The following is a 19,385-nucleotide window of genomic DNA, read 5'->3' as shown; positions in this document are numbered from 1 at the left end:
AGTCTCCTACTCTATTCCCGACTGGCCAATCTCAAAACGTAGAGAGAATTGTATGGGTGCCAGTGGTCGACCCCCTTATAATGGACACATGAAGTGTTATAATTGTGCAACCAGTATATATAGGAGGTTTCATTATGGGGCGCTTAAATAGGAAACGAAAACAGCAAGCTTCCTTTGAACAAAAAAAATATGCAGTTCTTGAGATTCTAGAAAAAGGCCGTCATAAGAATGAGGTCGCCATTGAATTAGATATTCATAAAAATTCCTTAACGAATTGGATAAATATTTATAAAGAAAAAGGGATGGACGGACTCCGTTCGTCAGATTCTGCGAGAGAAACTGATTATCATTCGGAATTGGAGCGCTTACGAGAGATTGAAAAGAAATACAATGAACAATTAACGGAGATTGAAATCCTAAAAAAGTTCCAGGCCTTTCTCAAGTAGAACGAAACGCCAAAGGATATGAAGCCATATCCGCCTTGAGAGGGGAATATACAGTAAAGCAGTTATGTAAGGCAATTGGTGTTTCACGCGGCGGTTATTACGCACATCTCGGCCGCCCAGTAAAGGTTGCATCGGAACGAGATACGCAGGACATTGAAAAGATCCAATCGCTCTATAACAAGAATGGTGGAACTTACGGAGCGAAGCGTATAGCAGGAGAGCTGCGCGCGAATGGCTACATCGTAAACCATAAGCGCGTAGCACGCCTTATGAAAGAGATGAATCTAAAATCCAGAATTCGAGTTGCCAAAACCAACAAAGAGTCGAAGAAAAGTAGTGCCGGCCATGTTTATCCCAATCTTCTTGAACGCGATTTTAACGCACTTTTGCCTAACCGGAAGTGGGTAACCGATATGACTGAGCTAATCGTTAAGGATGTAAAGTTCTATATTTCTGCCATCATGGACCTATATAACAGGGAAATCATATCCTTTGTCATCTCTTCAAGTCCCAATACCGATTTGATTAAGGAAACAATTCACTTGGCAATGAAAACAAGAGGATTGAAAAATCTCGAAAATGTCGTCATCCATTCGGATCAAGGTAGCGTTTATCGTTCATTTGACCAGTTTCTACTAGCCAAGGAACTAAAATTCTTGCCTAGTATGTCACGCAAAGCCAACTGCTGGGATAATGCGGTCATTGAGAGTTTTTTCTCGCATATGAAAACGGAATATCCATGTCTCTTCCCAGTCTCCACGCCAGAACAGGTACAAAGAGACCTTTATAAGTTCATTAAATATTTCAATGAAGAACGCAGTCAGAAGAGATTAGGATATTTATCACCGGCTGCTTATTTAAAGACGGTTTCTCTAGCTAGTTGATGCACAATTATGTGTGTCTAAAAAAGGGGGGCTTGACCACAGTCACTCACACAATTCATCAATTCCGAATAATAATGTAAACCAAATACAAGACATAAGCCGCGGTAAGCACGATTCCTTCCACCTTGCCAATCTTATAGCCCGTCCGAGCGAAGATCAGGAGGACAATCGTCAGAATGATCATGAACACGACATCCGTCAATACTTCCCCGCTCACAGATAACGGAGAAATAACCGAAGAGACACCTAGTACAAAAAGGATGTTGAAAATGTTGCTGCCAATTACGTTTCCAATCGCTATTTCACTCTGCTTTTTCAACGCCGCCGTGATGGAAGTAACAAGTTCAGGTAAAGAAGTACCGATTGCAATGATTGTCAAACCGACCAATGTTTCACTCATACCGAGCGAATAGGCGATTTTTGTTCCGTTGGAAACGACAAACTGACCGCCGATGATAATCGCTACAAGTCCTATAAGTGTAATGAACACATTTTTTCCCCATCGTACATTTTCCGGTACTGGACTGTCCACCGCATCACTACGGCTTTTCAATCCATTGTCGATCACATAATACATGAAAATCGCAAGGAACAATAAGAAGATAAGCCCATCCGCACGCGTAATCATATTGCCGCCAAGTCCTTGCAAAGCAACGTCACTCATAACAATTAGCAACGCCACACTGGCAAGCAACGTGAAAGGAATCTCTTTTTTAATGCTGTCGCTTTGGACCTTCAATGGATACAAGAAAGCTGCCACACCTATGACGAGCGTAATATTAAAAATATTGCTGCCCACCACATTACCGACTGCAACACCTGCAGTACCTTGCAGCGCAGCAATAATACTGACCGTCGCCTCAGGAGAACTTGTCCCAAACGCGACTATCGTCAACCCGATCAAAATCGGCGGCACACGGAGCAACCGGGCAATCCCCGAAGCCCCATCAACAAAATAATCAGCGCCCTTGATGAGCAACGCAAACCCTACAAGCAAAAGAATATATGTCATAACGTATTTTCCTTCCCTGATGCCAAAGTTTTATACACGATGGTATTGTGCTTTAGTATACCCTTTTGGCAGGGGTTGTGAAAACTAATTTTCGGTCACCCTAGAAGGTATTCTTTCGAAGGTACCTGTGCAAGAAACATTCATGTTTATTCACACAATTCGCATAGATATTCATTGAAAATTGTAAGAACCTTGTATTCTTAATGTTCAACATCTATATTCATGTAATTGTAGTGTATTTTCTAAATTCAATCTTGCACAGGTACCTGATTTTGATAGCTAGGCCATGATCACATATACGGGATAAATGCATATACTCTGTTAGGAGTGTGATACTTTGGCGAATAATGATAAAAAAAATTCCAAACAACAACAATTAGATGAATTCCGGAAATTGAATGCAGGCAAACCGATGACGACGAACAATTCCATCAAGATTTCGGATGATGAGCGAATACTGACAGCGGGCAAACGAGGACCTGGGCTCTTGGAGGACTTTCATTACTTCGAAAAGATGACGTCTTTCGTACACGAGGAAATCCCGGAACGCAAAGTGCATGCGAGAGGATACGGAGCGCATGGCGTATTTGAATGTTACAAATCGATGAAACAATTTACAAAAGCTGGATTTCTGCAGGAAGCTGGAAAGAAGACGCCATTGTTCGTCCGTTTTTCAACGGTACAAGGCAGTAAAGGCTCGAAAGACACAGCCCGGGATCTGAGGTGCCTCGGTGTAAAATTTTACACCGACGAAGGAAATTACGATATGACGATGATAGGTTTTCCAGTTTTGATCAACCAAGATGCAATGAAGTTTCCCGACATCATTCACGCCTACCAACCCGAACCGCGTACCGGCATGCCGCAAGCTTCCGGCGCACATGACACATTCTGGGATTATGTTGCGAACAATCCTGAAGCACTCCATATGACATTATGGGTTATGTCTGATCGGGGCATACTTAGAAGTTACCGAATGATGGAGTCTTGGTCCGTGAACACGTATCTATTTGTCAATGAAGCAGGTACAGCCACTTTCGTACGATTCGCTTGGAAACCTGTCCTCGGCTCCCATCCCTTGACGATGGATGAAGCACAGAAAATCGGCGGCATTGACCCTGATTACCATCGACGCGACCTACGTGAAGCGATTGACCGCGGCGCTTTTGCCGAATATGAATTAGGTGTGCAACTCATACCGATGGAAGACGAGCACAAGTTTGACTTCGACATCCTTGATTCCACAAAGTTCTGGCCGGAAGAGATTATTCCCGTTCAAATCATCGGGAAAATGACATTGAACCGAAATGTAGACAATGAATTTGCAGAAATTGAACAGGCTGCCTTTAATCCTGCAAACGTCGTACCCGGTATCGACTTTTCCACCGACCCTGTATTACAGGGCCGGCTGATCGCTTATAAAATCGCCCAATATCATCGTCTAGGCAGTAAGAATTATGAAGATTTACCAATCAACCGTCCAGTTTGTCCATTTCATAATAACCAACGAAAAGGCTTTATGCGTTACAACATCGATGTCGATGAAACTAGTTATCATAATAATTCATTAGAGAATAACACACCATACACAACACCCCCTGAAGATGGAGGATATGCACATTACCCTCTGAAAGTCGAAGGTGAAGTCACTCGAAAACGCAGTGTAAAAGTGGACGATTACTTTACACAGCCGCGAATTTTCTGGAACAGTCTAACGGTCATTGAAAAACAACATATGATAGAAGCGCTCAATTACCAGATTGGCAGCGTAAAAAGTGAATCAGTCAGACAGCAATGTGTTGATATGCTTGTGAATGTTGACAAAGAAATGGCTACCATCGTAGCGGATAATATTGGTGTAAAGCGGCCGGAAGGAAACAACGTGCCGGTCTCGACGAGTTACCCTTCACTTAGTCAATCGAGCACACCGAAATATGCTTATTCGATGCGTGTCGGTGTATTAATCGGTAATGGATTTAACGCAAAAGAAGTCGCAGAAACTATTCGGGAACTAGAGAAGTACGGCGTCTGGGTCGTCATCGTGAGTGAAATGCTTGGGACTGTGATAGCAAGTGACGGAACAATCCTCGTTGTAGATGAATCATTCATCACGACGAGTCCTTATCTTCTCGATTCTCTATATATCGTAGGCGGCGAGTCCGGTAACCAACCAAGTTTTGACTATAACATCGCCGATTACATCCAAGTCGCTTATAAAAACTATAAACCGATCGGCGTGGCAGCGACCGGTCAGGACTATCTCCAAAAAGCAGCTAACATGAACATGGCTGGCGTTGTATTTGCAAAAGATAATCCAAATTTTGAAAACGAATTCATCCACGCCATCGCTCATATGCGTTTTTGGGACCGGAAATAGTAGGAATAGTGTGAGTGCCAGTCACTCATACAATTCATCTTTGACACATAAATACGCCATGGACGTTGTATTATCAACGTCCATGGCGATTTTTGGAATTAAAGAAGAAGGTGTTTACTAGTTTTACATAGTCCCCTACGGAAGATCAAGCTTCTCCCTTCAATCAAAAATAATTCCTTCCGCCACTCTGTTTAACCCACTACCCCATCGGAAATAATAAGTTGATCATACAAGAGGTGGTGGCTTGCAAATGCAAAAAAAGCCAGTGATTAATTGGGCGAATCGTAAAGCCTATAAAACAAAAAACTTATGGGCAGGGATTTTATTTGGCTTGGGATTTGTGGCGTTTATAGATGAAACAGTTTTTCATCAGTTGCTGCATTGGCATAAATTCTATGATAAATCGACAGTAGCAATCGGCCTTGTATCAGATGGACTATTCCATGCTTTTAGTTGGTTCGCAACGGTGGGCGCACTCTATTTGGTGGCGGATTTGCGTCGGCGAGATGCATTATGGCATAAGGTTTTCTGGGGGGGGAAGCTGATTGGGGGCGGCGCTTTTCAGCTGTATGATGGAACAATCCAGCATAAGGTTATGCGCATTCACCAAATTCGATATGACGTCGATATTGTACCGTATGATGTCATATGGAATGGTTCCGCAATTATTATGATTGCAGCCGGTTTCCTGCTCTTACGTTCAGCGAATCAAGATGCGTTAGGAACAAGGCGGGTGGAAAATCGTGTTGCATGAATCGTTTTTCGTTTTGACGAATTGGTTGTTCGGGATTCTAGCTCTACTTGCGATTTCGTTATATGTATTCGGTGTTTATCGATCAAATCAGAACACGCGTCTTCGAAAGTGGTCCCACATGCGTCTCATTTTCTGGATAAGCGGCACGATTATTTCAGCAAGTGCGCTGTTCGGCCCACTGGCAGTTTTGTCTCATGCTCATTTCACCTGGCATATGACGGGTCATCTATTCCTCGGAATGCTTGGTCCTCTTCTAATGGCACTAGGAGCACCGGTAACACTGTTACTTCGGGCACTTCCTGTTCAACAGGCGCGGATTGTGAGCCGTTTTCTCAGAAGTCAGTTCGCCCGTTTTTATATCCATCCAATCACAGCTGCCGTTTTGAATATCGGAGGGCTGTGGCTATTATATACAACCGGATTATTTACAATGATGCACAATTATTTGTCGCTATATGTGTTAGTGCATGTCCAAATGTTTGCAGCCGGTTATTTGTTTACTATGTCCATGCTCTATATCGATCCCGTATCTCGCCGATTTAGCTACCGCTTTCGCACAGTCGTATTTATTTTTGCGCTTGCAGGACATGGCATACTTTCGAAGTTCCTTTACGCCTATCCGCCGCAAGGAGTACCTGTTGAAGAAGCGCGAGTAGGGGCAATGTTAATGTATTACGGAGGCGACGCGGTGGATTTGGTCATCATTTTCTTACTGTTCAGGAGCTGGTACCAATCGGCAAGCGCACGCCAACCCATCGTTCCGACTGCCGCACAATTGTAAAGGTACCTGTGCAAGAAACTTTCATGTTAATTCATACAATTTGTATATTAATACAATATTATTTCATAAACGCATATGAGACAATCTTCTGATTTCATGTCTATGCAATTGTAGTGTATTGTCTGAATTGAACCTTGCACAGGTACCCCAAATTAAATTTACTGAACTGGCAAAAATGCGACTTGCCAGATGCCATCTTCGTTTTTAATCATCGAAAAGCCAGATTTCTCTTCGCGGTCCCCATTTGGATAAAACTCGATGTACCCTTCGTAGTCTCCTGTTTGTACAAATGAGCCTTTTTCAAGCTTCCTAAATGTCTGCAGTGCCTGTTCCGAGGTTCCACGATCAGCTAACGGTATTTGTTCATCCTCTTCTTTACTCCAAAGTATATGATCTTCCCTGTCCGTGTAAAGCGCGTACGCCGTTTCAAAATCTTCGTGATAACTGGCGTAGGCATAGAGCTTCGCAATGCTGATCGGTTTAAGACCAGCTAACTCTTTCACGTCATGCTTGAGCTTGAATCTATCATAAACCTGTTGCTCAAAATCATATAGGCCCGTGCCGCTTTTAAACTTCGCCACCCACTCGTTATCATTCCAAATATCAGGGTCGATGATTTTCTGCTCATACCCGCGCACCAAATAGTCATACGTATCTTTCCCGCCCGTATACCAGTCAGCAATAACCAGCTTGCCATCTACATTCCGCACAAAGAATTCCGTCCCCTCTCCATATCCTCCTCCATAATGCTTTTGGATGTTTACAGGGATGTCCAAATACAGATAGCCTCCCTTTTCATCCTCCGAAAACTTCACTTCCCAATCACCAATTTCAAGTTGCTTCACCTTACCATCCAAGCCGCCGTACTTTTGAAATTCAGCATACACTTTCGTTTCTACATACTCTTTAAGGTTCTCGTTCCCGATAAACCGATCCAGGTCAATCTCCGTGCCGTTCCAAATCGCCTTGTAATAATCCGTCAATGCATCCACGCATAGTTCAACCGCTGTTTCTGCATCCTGCATGGATAATTCATTTTCATCCTTTGCAACGTATATAGGAGCAGGCTGCGTTCCAGTCTGCCCTTGACTTGGATGAATTTCCGTCGAAGCCGGATTGTCCGGCAAAGAGGCTATCGGACTATCTTCGCCCATTCTTTCCGTCGCAAAATAAATGCCAGTAGAAGCCATGACCATGATGAGCAATCCACTAACAAATGCAGGCAAGATATAGATTTTCTTCGGCTTATGAATCTTTTGAAAGACGGCATTCTTATTCTTTGCTCCGAACTGCGGATCTTTGAAGACCGTAGCATCTAATGACTTTTTAATATTCGTCAATGGATCTTTCAAGAAAATCACTCCTCTCCATGTTCTTCATTAATGCTTCCCGTCCTCTTTTCAAACGGGTTTTGACAGTGTTCGAATTGGACTTTAACACGTAACTGATTTCCTCAATGGACAGATCATCATAGTAGAAGAGGAGAATGACTTCCTTATATTTAACCGGCAACCCTAGGACAAGCTGCGCCAACTTCTCATTACCGCCTTTCGTGACCGCTGCAATTTCGGGCGATGGCTGCGCTGATTTTTGGTAATGAAATAAATCATTATTCACGATTACTTTCTTAAACCAAGAAGTCCTTAAAACGTCTTTGCACCGATTCACAGTTACCCTGTATAGCCATGCCTCAATAGAATCCAATTCCAGAACATGACGACGTTTCGTATAACAGACATAAAAGACATCCTGTACGACTTCCTGCGCTTTCCCCCAATCGTTCAAATAACTGAAAGCCAGCTTCGTCAAGCGTCCTCCAACATCATCCATCAAACCGGAAAGCCATACTTCCTCTTCGGTTTTAATCCCGGACTTTCCCATTTGCATTCCCACCCCCTCCACCTTCATTCCATACAATCTTACCTCTAAGACGAGTCCAAAGGGGCAGTAGGTTTCATAATTTGAAAAGAACGAGTGACAGTCACTCACACAATTAAAGGTACCTGTGCAAGAAACTTTCATGTTAATTCAGACAACTTGTATAATAATACGAAATTATTTCAGAAAGACTTGCTAGTAAATCTTTTAATTTCATCTTTATGCAATTGTAGTGTATTGTCTGAATTAAACCTTGCACAGGTACCTTTATTAATAAAAAAGGAGGAATCAAATGTGATTATTCATCCAATCAAAGCCTTTTCAGATAATTATATATGGTGCATTCAAGCAGACACAGAGACAGTTGTGGTGGATCCGGGGGAAGCGGGAGTTGTTCTTGATTACCTTGATGAAAAGCAGCTTCGTTTGACGGCCATTCTGTTGACGCATATGCATGAAGATCATACCGGCGGGGTGCGGGAGATTCTAGCGAGTCATCCCGAATGTCCTGTGTATGGACCGAACGAAACGAAAGACTTGGCGGATCAGATTGTAAAGCCAGGGGATTCTTTTGACTTGTTGGACCAAACGTTCCACGTGTACAAATCAGGAGGTCATACGCATGGCCATATCAGTTTTTTAATGGGAGATCATCTATTTTGCGGCGATGCCTTGTTTTCAGCGGGATGTGGCCGGGTTTTCACCGGCGATTACGAAGCGCAATATGAAACGTTGCAGACATTCAAGCACTTGGATGATGAGACCCATGTGTATGCCGGTCACGAGTATACCGAAACGAATTTGCGTTTTGCAAAAGACAGGCAACCGGAAAACAAAAAAATCGCCAACGCATTGGAAGCCGTCCAGAAATTGCGTGCTCAAGGACAGCCTACACTTCCGTCAACAATCGGTAAGGAGAGAGAGATCAACCTCTTCCTGCAAGCGGAAACAGTGGAGGACTTTATCGAATTGCGTACTGCCCGTGATGACTTCTAGAACACTTATTGGGTTGCTTTTTGTCGAATGATTTTTCGCATCAAGTGTACGGATATAATATCTATGATAAGATTAAATCAATAAAATTATGGAGGATGATACCATGGATCAAGTACTTGTTGAAATTTGTTTGCGTGTGAGAGACCTGGATGCGACATTGGATTTTTATACGGAGCTTTTTGATTTCGAAGTGGCGAGCCACAGAAAATTCCCTGAGGGTAAATTCGATTTAGTCTATTTGAATTCACCAGGTGCTAACGTACAGATTGAACTGACGTATAATTATGACGCAGAGCCATATGTCGTTGGAAATGGTTTCAGTCATTTAGGGGTAACCGTCAATGACTTGGAAAAAATGCATGACATCTGTAAAGCGTCCGCTTATGAAACAGGCGAATTGAAAGGCCTGTCAGGTGGAACGCCTCACTACTTCTTCGTCACAGATCCTGACGGCTATCGTATTGAAGTGAAGCGCAAGCACTAATAAATTCTATAAAAAATCAGTACAAGCCTGCCCCCTCTCTCCTTCCAAAAAGGAGAAAGGGAGGCAGGCTTTTTTGGTTTTATAACTATCAGTCACTCAACCAAGTTCCGCAATCCGGTCACGGTCGCTTGCTGTGAGTTCAAAGTCGAAAATGTCCAGACTTTGTGCTTGGCGCTCCTGATTATGCGACTTCGGAATGACGATGACGTCGCGTTCAATTTGATAGCGCAACACGACTTGCGCGTAGGTCTTGCCGTAGGGCTGACCGATTTCATCCAGCACTTTCCTTGCCTTTTCATCAATACCACCGAGTGGCGACCAGGCGACCGTAGCAATGCCGTGCATTTTATCATAAGCGATTAGGTCTTCATTCCAATGGCCGACTTGGGACTTGATTTGATTAACCGCTGGGGGAACGTTGCTCTTTTCAAGAAGTAAGTCTAGATGCTCTTTTTTGAAGTTAGACACACCAATCGACTTGAACACACCGCGATTATAGTAGTCTTCCAATATCCGCCACGCTTCCAGCATTTCCGCATCCTGATCCCATGGCGCGTGAAGCAGGAACAGATCCACATAATCCGTCTGTAATTTCTCCAGGCTCTTGTCAATTTCAGCACGAGCCCAGTCTGCGCCTCCGCAGCCTTCAAATGTATTAAGCTTCGTCGTAATGAAGAATTCTTCACGCGGCACAAAGGATTTCCGTATCCCCTCTCCCACAACTTCTTCGTTATTGTATGCTTGGGCACAGTCTAAATGACGGTAGCCGTTTTCAATAGCCCAATCGATTTCCTGGGTATCCCCTCTTAACGCGCCTCGGTATTGGTTGCCCTCTTTCCCATACGTATTCGTTCCGCTGCCGACAATCGGAATGGCAATGCCGTTATTCAATGTACGTTCTTTCATCTGAATCCCTCCTATGCTTGTGAGTTAACTGTACCGATACGAAAGCACAGAAGCAATCTATCTGTTCAGTCAATTAAGACTGACCTTCATACAATGCTAAAAAACCATTGGCAGCATGACAGGCCAATGGCTGTTTGTTGTTCATCGTCAGTTATTCCAATAGTTATTGGCAAAAGCGACGGTTTGAAAATGTAGGGCGACCACTTGTGAAACTGCGATTAAACTATTCGCGTCTGTAGAATAAACGGGACGCAGCAATTTCCTGATATCCTCAGAAGGCTGTGTGAGTTCTATCGCTTTTTGCGCAAGGTTCACGGCTAATGCATAGCCTTCTTCCGGGGTGCTTGTGCGCAGCGTTTGCAGCCCGCCGTTTGACATGACTTCCACTTCCTTTGCTTCTATTCTACTGGTAGCTTATGCAAATTAAGGAGTGATTGTTTTCGTGCAAAGATGGATATCATAGAAAATTCATGAGAAAGAGTATCCTTTCCTTCATTTCATGTCTATATAGCATGTGAGAGGAGGGGATGATAAATGGCGACACTCGAATTCAGAACAGCAGTCGGGAAAGTCTATTTCGATGGCGGGATGACAGATGAAGGGAAAATGATCCGCAAGTCGAAATCGTATCGCAACATTGCACAAGCGGCAACGGCTGACAACTTACATCTGGCACTTTCACAATTGGCACAGCTCTCAGAAAGTCCGTTCATCGGAGCAGAGAAAGTGGAAACAACAGACATTATGAACTAACTAGAAAGGGGAGATGGAAATGGCTAAGACATTACAATTAAACTTCGCGACGGCTGCAGGGAAACAGACATCCCTAACTGTGGACGAGCCACGGGCAGACTTGACACCTGTCGAAGTGGAAACAGCGATGCAAGAAATCATCGATTCACAAGTGTTCCAAGTAGATGGTTCTTTTCTCGCAACCGTCAAGAGTGCCCGCATTATCGAACGTACTGTTGAAGATCTGGTAAAAGCATAAACGCAAAAAGGCTCTCCAGCCGGTCTGGAGGGTCTTTTTCATTACATTCCAGCCGCTCTTATCTTTAGAGTAAGGAGAATCTATTTTTTTAGTTGTTAACGACCTACTGTTTAATTATCTCAATATTAGCACATTACGTACATAAAGTTTCTCTTACAATAGAAGATTGCTATAATTATGACACTGAATCAAAAGATTTTCGTGATAGAATCATTCATATTAATTCAGAGCGTTCACGCGGGAGTAGTTTATTAATAATTCAAGAATAAAGGGGATGGGAATATGGCAATGCCAACGCATATTGTCGCTTGTGGAGGACTGGTTGAAGATGCTGACGGAAATATATTGATTGTGAAGACGCATGACGGGGGCTGGGTGTTTCCTGGCGGCCAGGTGGAAGTCGGAGAAAATCTGATCGATGGCGTCGTCCGCGAAGTGAAAGAGGAAAGCGGTATCGATGTGGCGGTGTCTCATCTGATCGGAGTCTATACAAACTCTGCAATTCACAAATGGTATGACGGCGTGACGGATGTGCCCACGAAAGTGATGTTCGATTTTGCGTGCACACCGATAGGCGGAGAACTCTGCACATCAGAAGAAACGTCCGACTGCAAGTGGGTAGCGAAGGAGGACGCACTCGACTATATCACGCAACCTGCAATTCGAGCGCGCATCGAAGAGTACTTCAAATTCGATGGAAAAGTGGAGTACCAGGAATATGTCACGCATCCTGAGTTCGACTTGAAACTGAGCAGGAAATTGTAACGGCATACGAACAAGCGGAGGGACGTCCCTCTGCTTGTTTTCTTGTTGTCCAGAAAGTTTTCCACTCAGCAGCTATCCCTGTTTGAGTCCCTGAGTCGTCTGTTGGAATAATGGTTGTGTTGTCGTGTGCACTGACAAACACTTTGGAATCAACTGAATCTGGTATACTTATGAAAAACTACAATTCGGATAAACGCTATAGCGTTATATAGAAAGAAGGGACGAATAATGTTATGGCTCTCTCTCATTATACTTCTACCAGCGATCCCTCTTGGAGGATTCGCTTATAAACGTCTTTTGTTACATGAACGGGCTGCAAGCAATTTGGAAATTGATTATCCACAGAAAGAATATCCCTATAACGCCAGACGTGTATTGAAGAAAAAAATGATTGAATTCGACAAAGCGTTCTACTTTAACGATCCCAAAGTGAAAAAAGACCAGTTCCATTCCATCATGTATAACTATCCTCGGAACCATTCAAACCAGGAAACCTTACACAATAGATTGCAACTATACCGGACAATGAACCTTGAAAAGCAAGCACTGACGCTCATTGAAAAAGCTTTGCCAATTGAGCTGACACTGACAAACCAAATAACATATTTCAAGAACGAACTGATGAAGATCCAGCAAACGAAGAAAAGAATCCTTCAGCATGAATTCTACTCGTTCTTTCCTAAGCTCTATTCAAAGAGAGTAAATCTTCTCGATACGTTCGCGCATAACTATCAGCTGATCTTAGAGAAGTTAGAAGATGAATTTCGTAGTTTTGAAGAAGCGATAACCGAATTATCGAGGATGAAAAAGAAGAACCTCCTGCAAAAAGCAGGTCAATTCACCATGAACGTCATCACAGCCCCCGCTCGTCACGTACTAGGTATTATCAATAAGGATACCCCGACGGACAAAGATGCGGCAACCATCATTGTGGAGTTGGCAGATGTAACGATTGCCATCGACAAAATCGAAGGAATTAAAATTGAGGATCCCTTTGCAGATAGATTTGACAGCGACAAGCCATTTAAGTTGAAAGAGTATGAGTAACGGAGTGGACAGTATAGTAAAAGGTACCTGTGCAAGAAACATTCATGTTAATTCAGACGATTTGGATATTAATACAAGATTATTTTAGAAATCCACATTACTCAACATTTCAATTTCATCTTTATGTAATTGTAGTGTATTGTCTGAATTCAACCACGCACAGGTACCCGGTTTTTAAATTGCAGTGTTTTGAGCGTAATGTTGAAAAAATGCATGACACCATCCGAAAGTAGAATGGGATCATGCGTTTTCGTTTTCCGTTCCGTTACATATCAGGGTTGATGTTAAAAATAGGGAGGACAGACACATTCACTATGCCATACATTTCCTTCACATGGATCGTCATCCCTGTATCTATCCCTGACACCGCGTCACCCGGTTGACCAAGCATCCAGTAGATATCATTTTCAAACGCAATATCAATCGTACCTACGCTTTTCGCTGTAATATGGAATCTGCCTGTACCCGGCTCTCGCTGTACTATCGCAATATCCTCGGCGTTTTCAGTGAGTATTGTATGCTTCCCTATATTTTTTGCAGCTTGTTCATCATAGGTATAATATCCATCGTATGACGTCGCTACATCATAAATAAGTGACGGTTGCTCTTGTAACACCTGGGTATCATAATAAAATGACCCATCCTTCGGCACTTTTGCTTCAATGGCGAATCGCACATCTTTTCCATTGGTAAAACGCACAGTCGCAATGTAGTCCCCCGGCTTGTCGATACCGATATACTTACGCGTAGGATATTGATACGTTCCGAATCTGGCATCATCGTTCACCAATGTACCATCCACTGTAGAGAGGCGAACACGCTGGATTTTTTCCCCTGTAGCCATGTCGAATATCGCAGCGGTTGACAAATACTGATTCGTTTCCTCAAGCGTCAGCTGCAACTCCCCGTTCACTTTTTTCACTTGTACGTAATATTTTTTAACTACTTCCTTTGAATCTATCCATCCCCCTAAAGCTAGTGTACCTCTTCCTTCTTTCAATGGAATCAATTGAACCCGCCCGTCCGTTGATGGGTTTTTTCCATACGTATAGATCGATTGAAACAACTCATTTTTATTATCAAGATCCTGATAGATGCCACCCGATTCCGAACGAACACTTATCCTATCGAACCCTAATTCATCCGCCCGTACCGTAACCATCACTGGCTTCGATTTCTCGGTTTTTGTCAATAAAACTGCTGCTTGACTACGCGTGATCTGCGCATTGATGCTGAATCTGTCAGGAGACGTACCTGAAGTAATACCGAGCCGATACAGGATGAGAACATTCGTACCATGCGATTGATACTCCACTACATCCTTGAACGGATTTTCAGTATCGTAGAAATAATAACGCGGCAAATCGAATGCTTTCACTATGATCGAAGCAAACTGACCCCGTTTCACCGGATCATTCGGACCGTAGCGGCCGTCTTCATAGCCGCCGATAATATTGGCTTCGGCAAGTGCAGCGATTGCTTGGTAGTGGCCGTTTTTTGTCGAAACGTCTGTAAATCCGGGATTTTTGACGTTCGTCGTGTCCAATTTCAACATCTTCGCAATAATGGAAGCTGCTTGCCCTCTTGTAATCGGATTCCCCGGTTTGAACGTACCGTCTGGATAACCACCAATGATAGTACGTGCGGCCAAGTCGTTCACCGCTTTTGCGTATGGCTGCTTCGGCGAGACATCCTTAAACGGTTGGCTGTTTGCTGCTACAGTCGATAATGGCATACCGCAAGTTAATACAATTGCACAGAATACTGTTACCAACATCTTTTTCATTTTATATCAACCTCTCCTATCTATGTAAGCAACGTACAGACGCAGAAACCCGGAAATAGTTTCAAAGGTTTTAATAAAATTTCAAAGTGAAAGGTACCTGTGCGTGAAACATTCATGTTAATTCAGACGATTTGGCTATTCATACAATATTATTTTAGAAACACTATTGTTTCAACACTTAGAGTTCATATTTATGCAATTGTAGTGTATTGTCTGAATTCCACTTTGCACAGGTACCTTTTTTATTTCGACCTTTATCGGCTATACTATAACAAAACGACATAAAGGGACGATTATGGAAAAATTACTTACAGACATCATACAAAATGAAGTATCTTTTGCATGGCTTTATCAATTTTTCTTAATGGCGTTCGTTTCAATGATTCCCTTTGCGCCTATTCCTGTACTAGCTGCATTCATTGCAAGCAATCATGCTTTTTTTACGGGTTTTACCATTAACATGCTTGGGACAACGTTCGGGTCCTTTCTTTTATTCCTCTTCAGCAAAAGCGTGCTGCGCAGTGTCTCACTTAACTATGTAACGAAGAAGAAGCATTTATCGAAATACCTTGCATTAATCGAAAAAAACGGCTTTTTAGCTGTCCTGCTTGGCCGCATCATTCCAGTTGTCCCTTCTGCAGGCATTAATCTGCTTGCCGGCATCTCAAATGTACGTGTCGGGACCTTTATCGGCGCAACCGTCCTGGGCAAGCTGCCGATCATACTCGGCTATTCACTCGCAGGTCATCAAATAGCAGCAGGCAATTGGGGGACTGTATTAATGATCGCCCTGTATGTACTTATTCTATTTCTAATAGGTGTGAAATTAAAGCGGAAGTGGAGCAGTTGAATCCAACCGCGTGCCAGTCACTCACACAATTGAATTGTGTGAGTGACTGGCACCCAAAATATTTATTTCCTCCAAACTTTTCGATAGTCCACCCGTCCATTGCTATCCAGTTCAATGTTGGCATATGGGTTTTCTTTCGTTTCATAGACCGTGTGAAAACGGTGATTGCAAAAGAAAATTGCATAATTCGACTTCAAAAACGCTTCGATTTCGAAGTACATTTCCCACCGTATAGATTCCACTTGAGCACTTCTGATTCTCTTGATTTTCTCATCTACATAACTCTTCATTTGCTCGTTTAAACACTGGTAGATGATGAGCTCGTTAGACTGCAAAGCAGTAAGGAGTGATAGTAAACGATCTTTCCCTAATGCAATGCCTCCTACAAAAAGGTCATACGTCGCCATGCTTTCGTCGTTGACGATTTGATGAATATCAACAACATCTAATGTCGAATCAATTCCCATTTTACACAGTTCATTGTGTAGATGCTTTGCCGCCTTCTCATGATTAGCGCCCGGTCGAATTTGCTGTGCGGCAATTTTTAGAGGGAGGCCTTCATAATGTACTTTCCCACCGATTTTATTCAACCTAACATTTTGAGAACGGCTCGATAGAAAGCTCACTGCTGCAACTTCATTATCCAATCCCTCGTTTCGAATGTTCCCCGATTGAAGTCTCGTGTAGATTGCCTCCCGTAAGGCTTCTTGCTGAAGCACTCCCTCTTTCAAACAGTTGAACATTACAAAAGTCGCTCCATCCTCCATTCGCTTCACAGGTTTCCACGTAGAATCAGGAGCTTGTAAGACAAATGGATGAATTGTTTCCTCTTCATAATTAGAAGGCGTTTTAATAATATGTATTTCGTCCAGCCATGGCCTAGCTGAAAAATACGAATGATTCACTTCCAGTCGTATGATATTTTCATCATTCTGCATCAGTCGAAAAGGACCACTGCCGACAGGATTGCTTGCAAATTTTTCAGGATTTTCACGCACAATCTCCATCGGGACAATAGAAGCCTTGACCCCCGCCAACATACGTGGGAATAAAAAATCCACTTCTTTTAACATAAAATGAACAATGGTTCGTCTCTTACTGTCAATCTTTTCGATATTCGCAAAAAGCTTTGTTTCAGTCATCAACCTTTCAAACGTTGACTGAACATCTGAGGATATACACTCCCTTCCGTGATGGAAAGTGATTCCTTTATGAAGATAAAATGTCCAATGCTTCCCATCTTTTGTCTCCCAATGATGCGCAATACTTGGCTTTAACTCGTTCGTAGCGGTATCGTATTCGACTAGTCGATCAAATAGTTGCTGAACCATATGTCCATCGTGCCGGGAGATAATCTTCATAGGATCCATGACCAATCTCGTTTCATAAAATGGATAGCGTAAAATGTCCAAGTCCCGATTATTTACTGGTTGTTGTGCCAGCCCTAAATTCTGCGGAAACCATTGTTGAAAGTTCTTTTTTCCTTGCTTATCCATTGACTCCACAAGCGAAAACGCATCCTGATATCGCCCAGCTCGCACCAGCTCTTTCGTTTGGTTCAATAAAATTTCATCACTTGACAACTGGATAGTAATCTTTGGTTTCTTCCCCCTCCCCTTTTGCGTAATCCACTTGATAGCCCCTTCGCTATGCAAAACGTTCACAACGGTTTTCACATGTCTTTCAGAACAATTCAAAATGTCGGCAAGAGAGGCGACTGACGTTTCCTCTTCAATTCCTTCTATAAAATGTTTCGTCAATTCAAGTAGATGATCCACATACTTCACAAGCCATCCTCCTTCAGTTATCTAAAGTTTTAAAAGGTGAACTGCAAAATAAATAACGGACACTTTTACTGCACCTTTTATTATTCTACACTTCTTTTATGTGAGAAAACAATTGGAGGGATGAAAATGAAGGCAGCTTCAGAGCTTTCACTCGTTAAAAACAGGGACTTCTTACTTTTGTGGGGGAGCTCGACAATTTCAAGTTTCGGCATGCAAATGTATAGCATTGCGATTCCGTTGCTCATTTACGATCTAAGCAGATCCGCATTGGCAATGAGCATGATGCGAGCAATTGAATTTTTTCCGAATATCTTTTTGGGAATGCTTGCAGGGGCGTTGGTCGATCGGTTAAATCGGAAGACAATGATGGTGTGGACAAGCTTTATTCAAGTGCTATCAATGTGTGGAATCGTTACGTTGCTGCTGACAAATCATATCGAGCTTTGGCATCTCTACATCCTCGGCTTCATCTTGTCCTCCGCAGGGTATACGTTCGGCAATGCCAATCATTCCGTACTTCCCCAAATCGTTTCAAAGGACCAATTGACTTCAGCTAATGCCAAGCTATCGTTCATTGATACGCTGATTCGGATGATCGGGCCAGGGATTGCCGGTGTACTGATCGCCGTATTTTCCTACACGTCGACGTTAACGATTTACCTTGTCTGTCTGCTGATCATGTATATATTCATGCAATTTTTGAATGTCCCGCCTACTGCGAAACGGGAAGACACGTCACATTCCATCTGGAAGGATATGAAGGAAGGAATTTTCGAACTGTTTAACAATAAAATTCTATTAACGCCAACCATCGCAGTAATTTTCAGCAATTTCGCATCCAGTCTCGTCATCGGCGTACTCATCTTCTTCGCGACCGATCAACTCGGCGCAAATTCTAAGCAAGTCGGTTTCATGTTTACGATTTCTGCAGTCGGTGGGCTTATCGGCGCAAGTCTCATCAGCAGAATCCGCAAGCGTTTCGGCCGTGGCGTCATTTATACATACTCGCTAGTCTTTGATATCATCTCCATGTGCCTGCTGCTATTCGCCCAGACATGGTGGACAATCGGCATCTCCCTTGCCATACGGACGTTCTCAACGACACTATCCAATATCGTCTATTTCACCATACGTCAGGAATTCACCCCGAATCATCTGCTTGGAAGAGTCGCGGGAACGTCATCCATGCTTATGAAGTTAACCCTTCCGTTAGGACTCTTCATCGCGGGACTATGGGCGGAATGGTTTCCAATACGAATATTGTTTTTCATATCCATGTGTATTTTTATTATGCTTTTTGCTAGGCTGTTCTTTCATCCGTTTAAGAAGCTTGTGTGAAGGGGGTATGATTGTAAAGGTACCTGTGCAAGAAACATTCATGTTAATTCAGACTATTTAAATATTAATACAAGAAAATTTTAGAAACCCTAATATTTCGACACTTCCATTTTATCTTTATGCAATTGAAGTGTATTGTCTGAATTGAACCTTGCACAGGTACCTCACACTAGCGTTGCATGGTAAGAAAAAACAGTAAGAGCGTACAAAATATTACAGAAAAACTCTTGCAAATAAACAAAAAAGCTCCTAATGTAGATAGGGAAACGACGACTAAATCAGTTCCCTACACTATCAAAAGGA

The 19,385-nt window shown here is 42.9% G+C and carries 20 protein-coding genes; 13 read left to right on the top strand and 7 right to left on the bottom strand.

Annotated elements, in window-relative coordinates; translation table 11 throughout:
* Nucleotides 1-134 precede the first annotated feature (134 nt).
* Together H9649_RS09900 and H9649_RS09895 are read left to right on the top strand one after the other, a co-directional pair.
* Nucleotides 135-446, top strand: a complete 312-nt coding sequence (locus tag H9649_RS09900) for a transposase (RefSeq protein WP_191694599.1) — start codon at nt 135-137, stop codon at nt 444-446.
* Between the two features lie 35 nt (nt 447-481).
* The gene (locus H9649_RS09895; RefSeq protein WP_191694598.1) at nt 482-1,330 is read left to right on the top strand and encodes an IS3 family transposase; all 849 of its coding nucleotides are present in this window, start codon (nt 482-484) and stop codon (nt 1,328-1,330) included.
* A 58-nt stretch (nt 1,331-1,388) separates the two neighbouring features.
* Here the strand turns inward: H9649_RS09895 and H9649_RS09890 are convergent, their stop codons facing one another.
* The gene (locus H9649_RS09890) at nt 1,389-2,342 is read right to left on the bottom strand and encodes a calcium/sodium antiporter (RefSeq protein WP_191694597.1); all 954 of its coding nucleotides are present in this window, start codon (nt 2,340-2,342) and stop codon (nt 1,389-1,391) included.
* Between the two features lie 337 nt (nt 2,343-2,679).
* Here H9649_RS09890 and H9649_RS09885 point away from each other — a divergent pair, with 337 nt between their 5' ends.
* From H9649_RS09885 to H9649_RS09875, 3 genes are all read left to right on the top strand, one after another.
* Nucleotides 2,680-4,719, top strand: a complete 2,040-nt coding sequence (locus tag H9649_RS09885; RefSeq protein ID WP_225229804.1) for a catalase — start codon at nt 2,680-2,682, stop codon at nt 4,717-4,719.
* A 250-nt stretch (nt 4,720-4,969) separates the two neighbouring features.
* A complete protein-coding gene (locus H9649_RS09880; protein ID WP_191694596.1) occupies nt 4,970-5,473 on the top strand; it encodes a DUF2243 domain-containing protein in 504 nt (167 codons plus the stop codon).
* The gene (locus H9649_RS09875) at nt 5,463-6,254 is read left to right on the top strand and encodes a cytochrome c oxidase assembly protein (protein WP_191694595.1); all 792 of its coding nucleotides are present in this window, start codon (nt 5,463-5,465) and stop codon (nt 6,252-6,254) included. The genes H9649_RS09880 and H9649_RS09875 overlap by 11 nt, the downstream gene beginning before the upstream one ends.
* 158 nt (nt 6,255-6,412) lie before the next feature.
* Here H9649_RS09875 and H9649_RS09870 read toward each other — a convergent pair whose 3' ends face one another.
* Both H9649_RS09870 and H9649_RS09865 read right to left on the bottom strand, forming a co-directional pair.
* The gene (locus H9649_RS09870; RefSeq protein ID WP_191694594.1) at nt 6,413-7,606 is read right to left on the bottom strand and encodes a helix-turn-helix domain-containing protein; all 1,194 of its coding nucleotides are present in this window, start codon (nt 7,604-7,606) and stop codon (nt 6,413-6,415) included.
* Nucleotides 7,581-8,141 carry a sigma-70 family RNA polymerase sigma factor gene (locus tag H9649_RS09865; RefSeq protein ID WP_191694593.1) on the bottom strand — a complete coding sequence of 187 codons (561 nt, stop codon included), beginning with the start codon at nt 8,139-8,141 and terminating at the stop codon, nt 7,581-7,583. Before H9649_RS09865 ends, H9649_RS09870 begins: the two co-directional genes overlap by 26 nt.
* Before the next feature lie 285 nt (nt 8,142-8,426).
* Between H9649_RS09865 and gloB the strand changes: the two genes are divergently transcribed.
* Nucleotides 8,427-9,128: a hydroxyacylglutathione hydrolase gene (gene gloB / locus H9649_RS09860; RefSeq protein ID WP_191694592.1), complete on the top strand. Its 702-nt coding sequence runs from the start codon at nt 8,427-8,429 to the stop codon at nt 9,126-9,128.
* Between the two features lie 103 nt (nt 9,129-9,231).
* Nucleotides 9,232-9,612 (top strand): VOC family protein, encoded by a 381-nt coding sequence (locus H9649_RS09855; protein ID WP_191694591.1) that lies wholly within the window; start codon nt 9,232-9,234, stop codon nt 9,610-9,612.
* Between the two features lie 96 nt (nt 9,613-9,708).
* On the opposite strand, the gene H9649_RS09850 is transcribed toward H9649_RS09855, so the two are convergent.
* Together H9649_RS09850 and H9649_RS09845 are read right to left on the bottom strand one after the other, a co-directional pair.
* Nucleotides 9,709-10,518 (bottom strand): aldo/keto reductase family protein, encoded by an 810-nt coding sequence (locus H9649_RS09850; RefSeq protein ID WP_191694590.1) that lies wholly within the window; start codon nt 10,516-10,518, stop codon nt 9,709-9,711.
* Nucleotides 10,519-10,665: 147 nt separating this feature from the next.
* Nucleotides 10,666-10,896, bottom strand: coding sequence for a hexameric tyrosine-coordinated heme protein (locus tag H9649_RS09845; protein ID WP_191694589.1), 231 nt, complete (start codon nt 10,894-10,896; stop codon nt 10,666-10,668).
* 156 nt (nt 10,897-11,052) lie between these two features.
* Between H9649_RS09845 and H9649_RS09840 the strand changes: the two genes are divergently transcribed.
* The 4 genes from H9649_RS09840 to H9649_RS09825 all read left to right on the top strand — a co-directional run bounded on the left by H9649_RS09840 (nt 11,053) and on the right by H9649_RS09825 (nt 13,321).
* Entirely contained in the window at nt 11,053-11,271 is a 219-nt protein-coding gene (locus tag H9649_RS09840; protein ID WP_191694588.1) for a DUF1659 domain-containing protein, read from the top strand.
* Between the two features lie 19 nt (nt 11,272-11,290).
* On the top strand, nt 11,291-11,509 hold the full coding sequence (locus H9649_RS09835) for a DUF2922 domain-containing protein (protein ID WP_191694587.1): 219 nt from the start codon (nt 11,291-11,293) through the stop codon (nt 11,507-11,509).
* Nucleotides 11,510-11,791: 282 nt separating this feature from the next.
* On the top strand, nt 11,792-12,274 hold the full coding sequence (locus tag H9649_RS09830; protein ID WP_191694586.1) for an NUDIX hydrolase: 483 nt from the start codon (nt 11,792-11,794) through the stop codon (nt 12,272-12,274).
* A gap of 228 nt (nt 12,275-12,502) precedes the next feature.
* Entirely contained in the window at nt 12,503-13,321 is an 819-nt protein-coding gene (locus tag H9649_RS09825) for a hypothetical protein (RefSeq protein WP_191694585.1), read from the top strand.
* A gap of 265 nt (nt 13,322-13,586) precedes the next feature.
* Here H9649_RS09825 and H9649_RS09820 read toward each other — a convergent pair whose 3' ends face one another.
* Nucleotides 13,587-15,107, bottom strand: coding sequence for an S-layer homology domain-containing protein (locus H9649_RS09820; RefSeq protein WP_191694584.1), 1,521 nt, complete (start codon nt 15,105-15,107; stop codon nt 13,587-13,589).
* 295 nt (nt 15,108-15,402) lie between these two features.
* Here H9649_RS09820 and H9649_RS09815 point away from each other — a divergent pair, with 295 nt between their 5' ends.
* On the top strand, nt 15,403-15,957 hold the full coding sequence (locus H9649_RS09815) for a TVP38/TMEM64 family protein (protein WP_191694583.1): 555 nt from the start codon (nt 15,403-15,405) through the stop codon (nt 15,955-15,957).
* Nucleotides 15,958-16,019: 62 nt separating this feature from the next.
* Here the strand turns inward: H9649_RS09815 and H9649_RS09810 are convergent, their stop codons facing one another.
* Entirely contained in the window at nt 16,020-17,744 is a 1,725-nt protein-coding gene (locus H9649_RS09810) for an ABC transporter substrate-binding protein (protein WP_191694582.1), read from the bottom strand.
* 126 nt (nt 17,745-17,870) lie between these two features.
* Between H9649_RS09810 and H9649_RS09805 the strand changes: the two genes are divergently transcribed.
* The gene (locus H9649_RS09805) at nt 17,871-19,082 is read left to right on the top strand and encodes an MFS transporter (protein WP_191694581.1); all 1,212 of its coding nucleotides are present in this window, start codon (nt 17,871-17,873) and stop codon (nt 19,080-19,082) included.
* The last annotated feature ends 303 nt before the right edge of the window (nt 19,083-19,385 follow it).

Source organism: Sporosarcina quadrami, from assembly GCF_014836615.1.
GTDB lineage: Bacteria > Bacillota > Bacilli > Bacillales_A > Planococcaceae > Sporosarcina > Sporosarcina quadrami.
The sequence above is the reverse complement of the archived record's forward strand: the minus strand, read 5'-3'. Positions and strand labels throughout refer to the sequence as shown.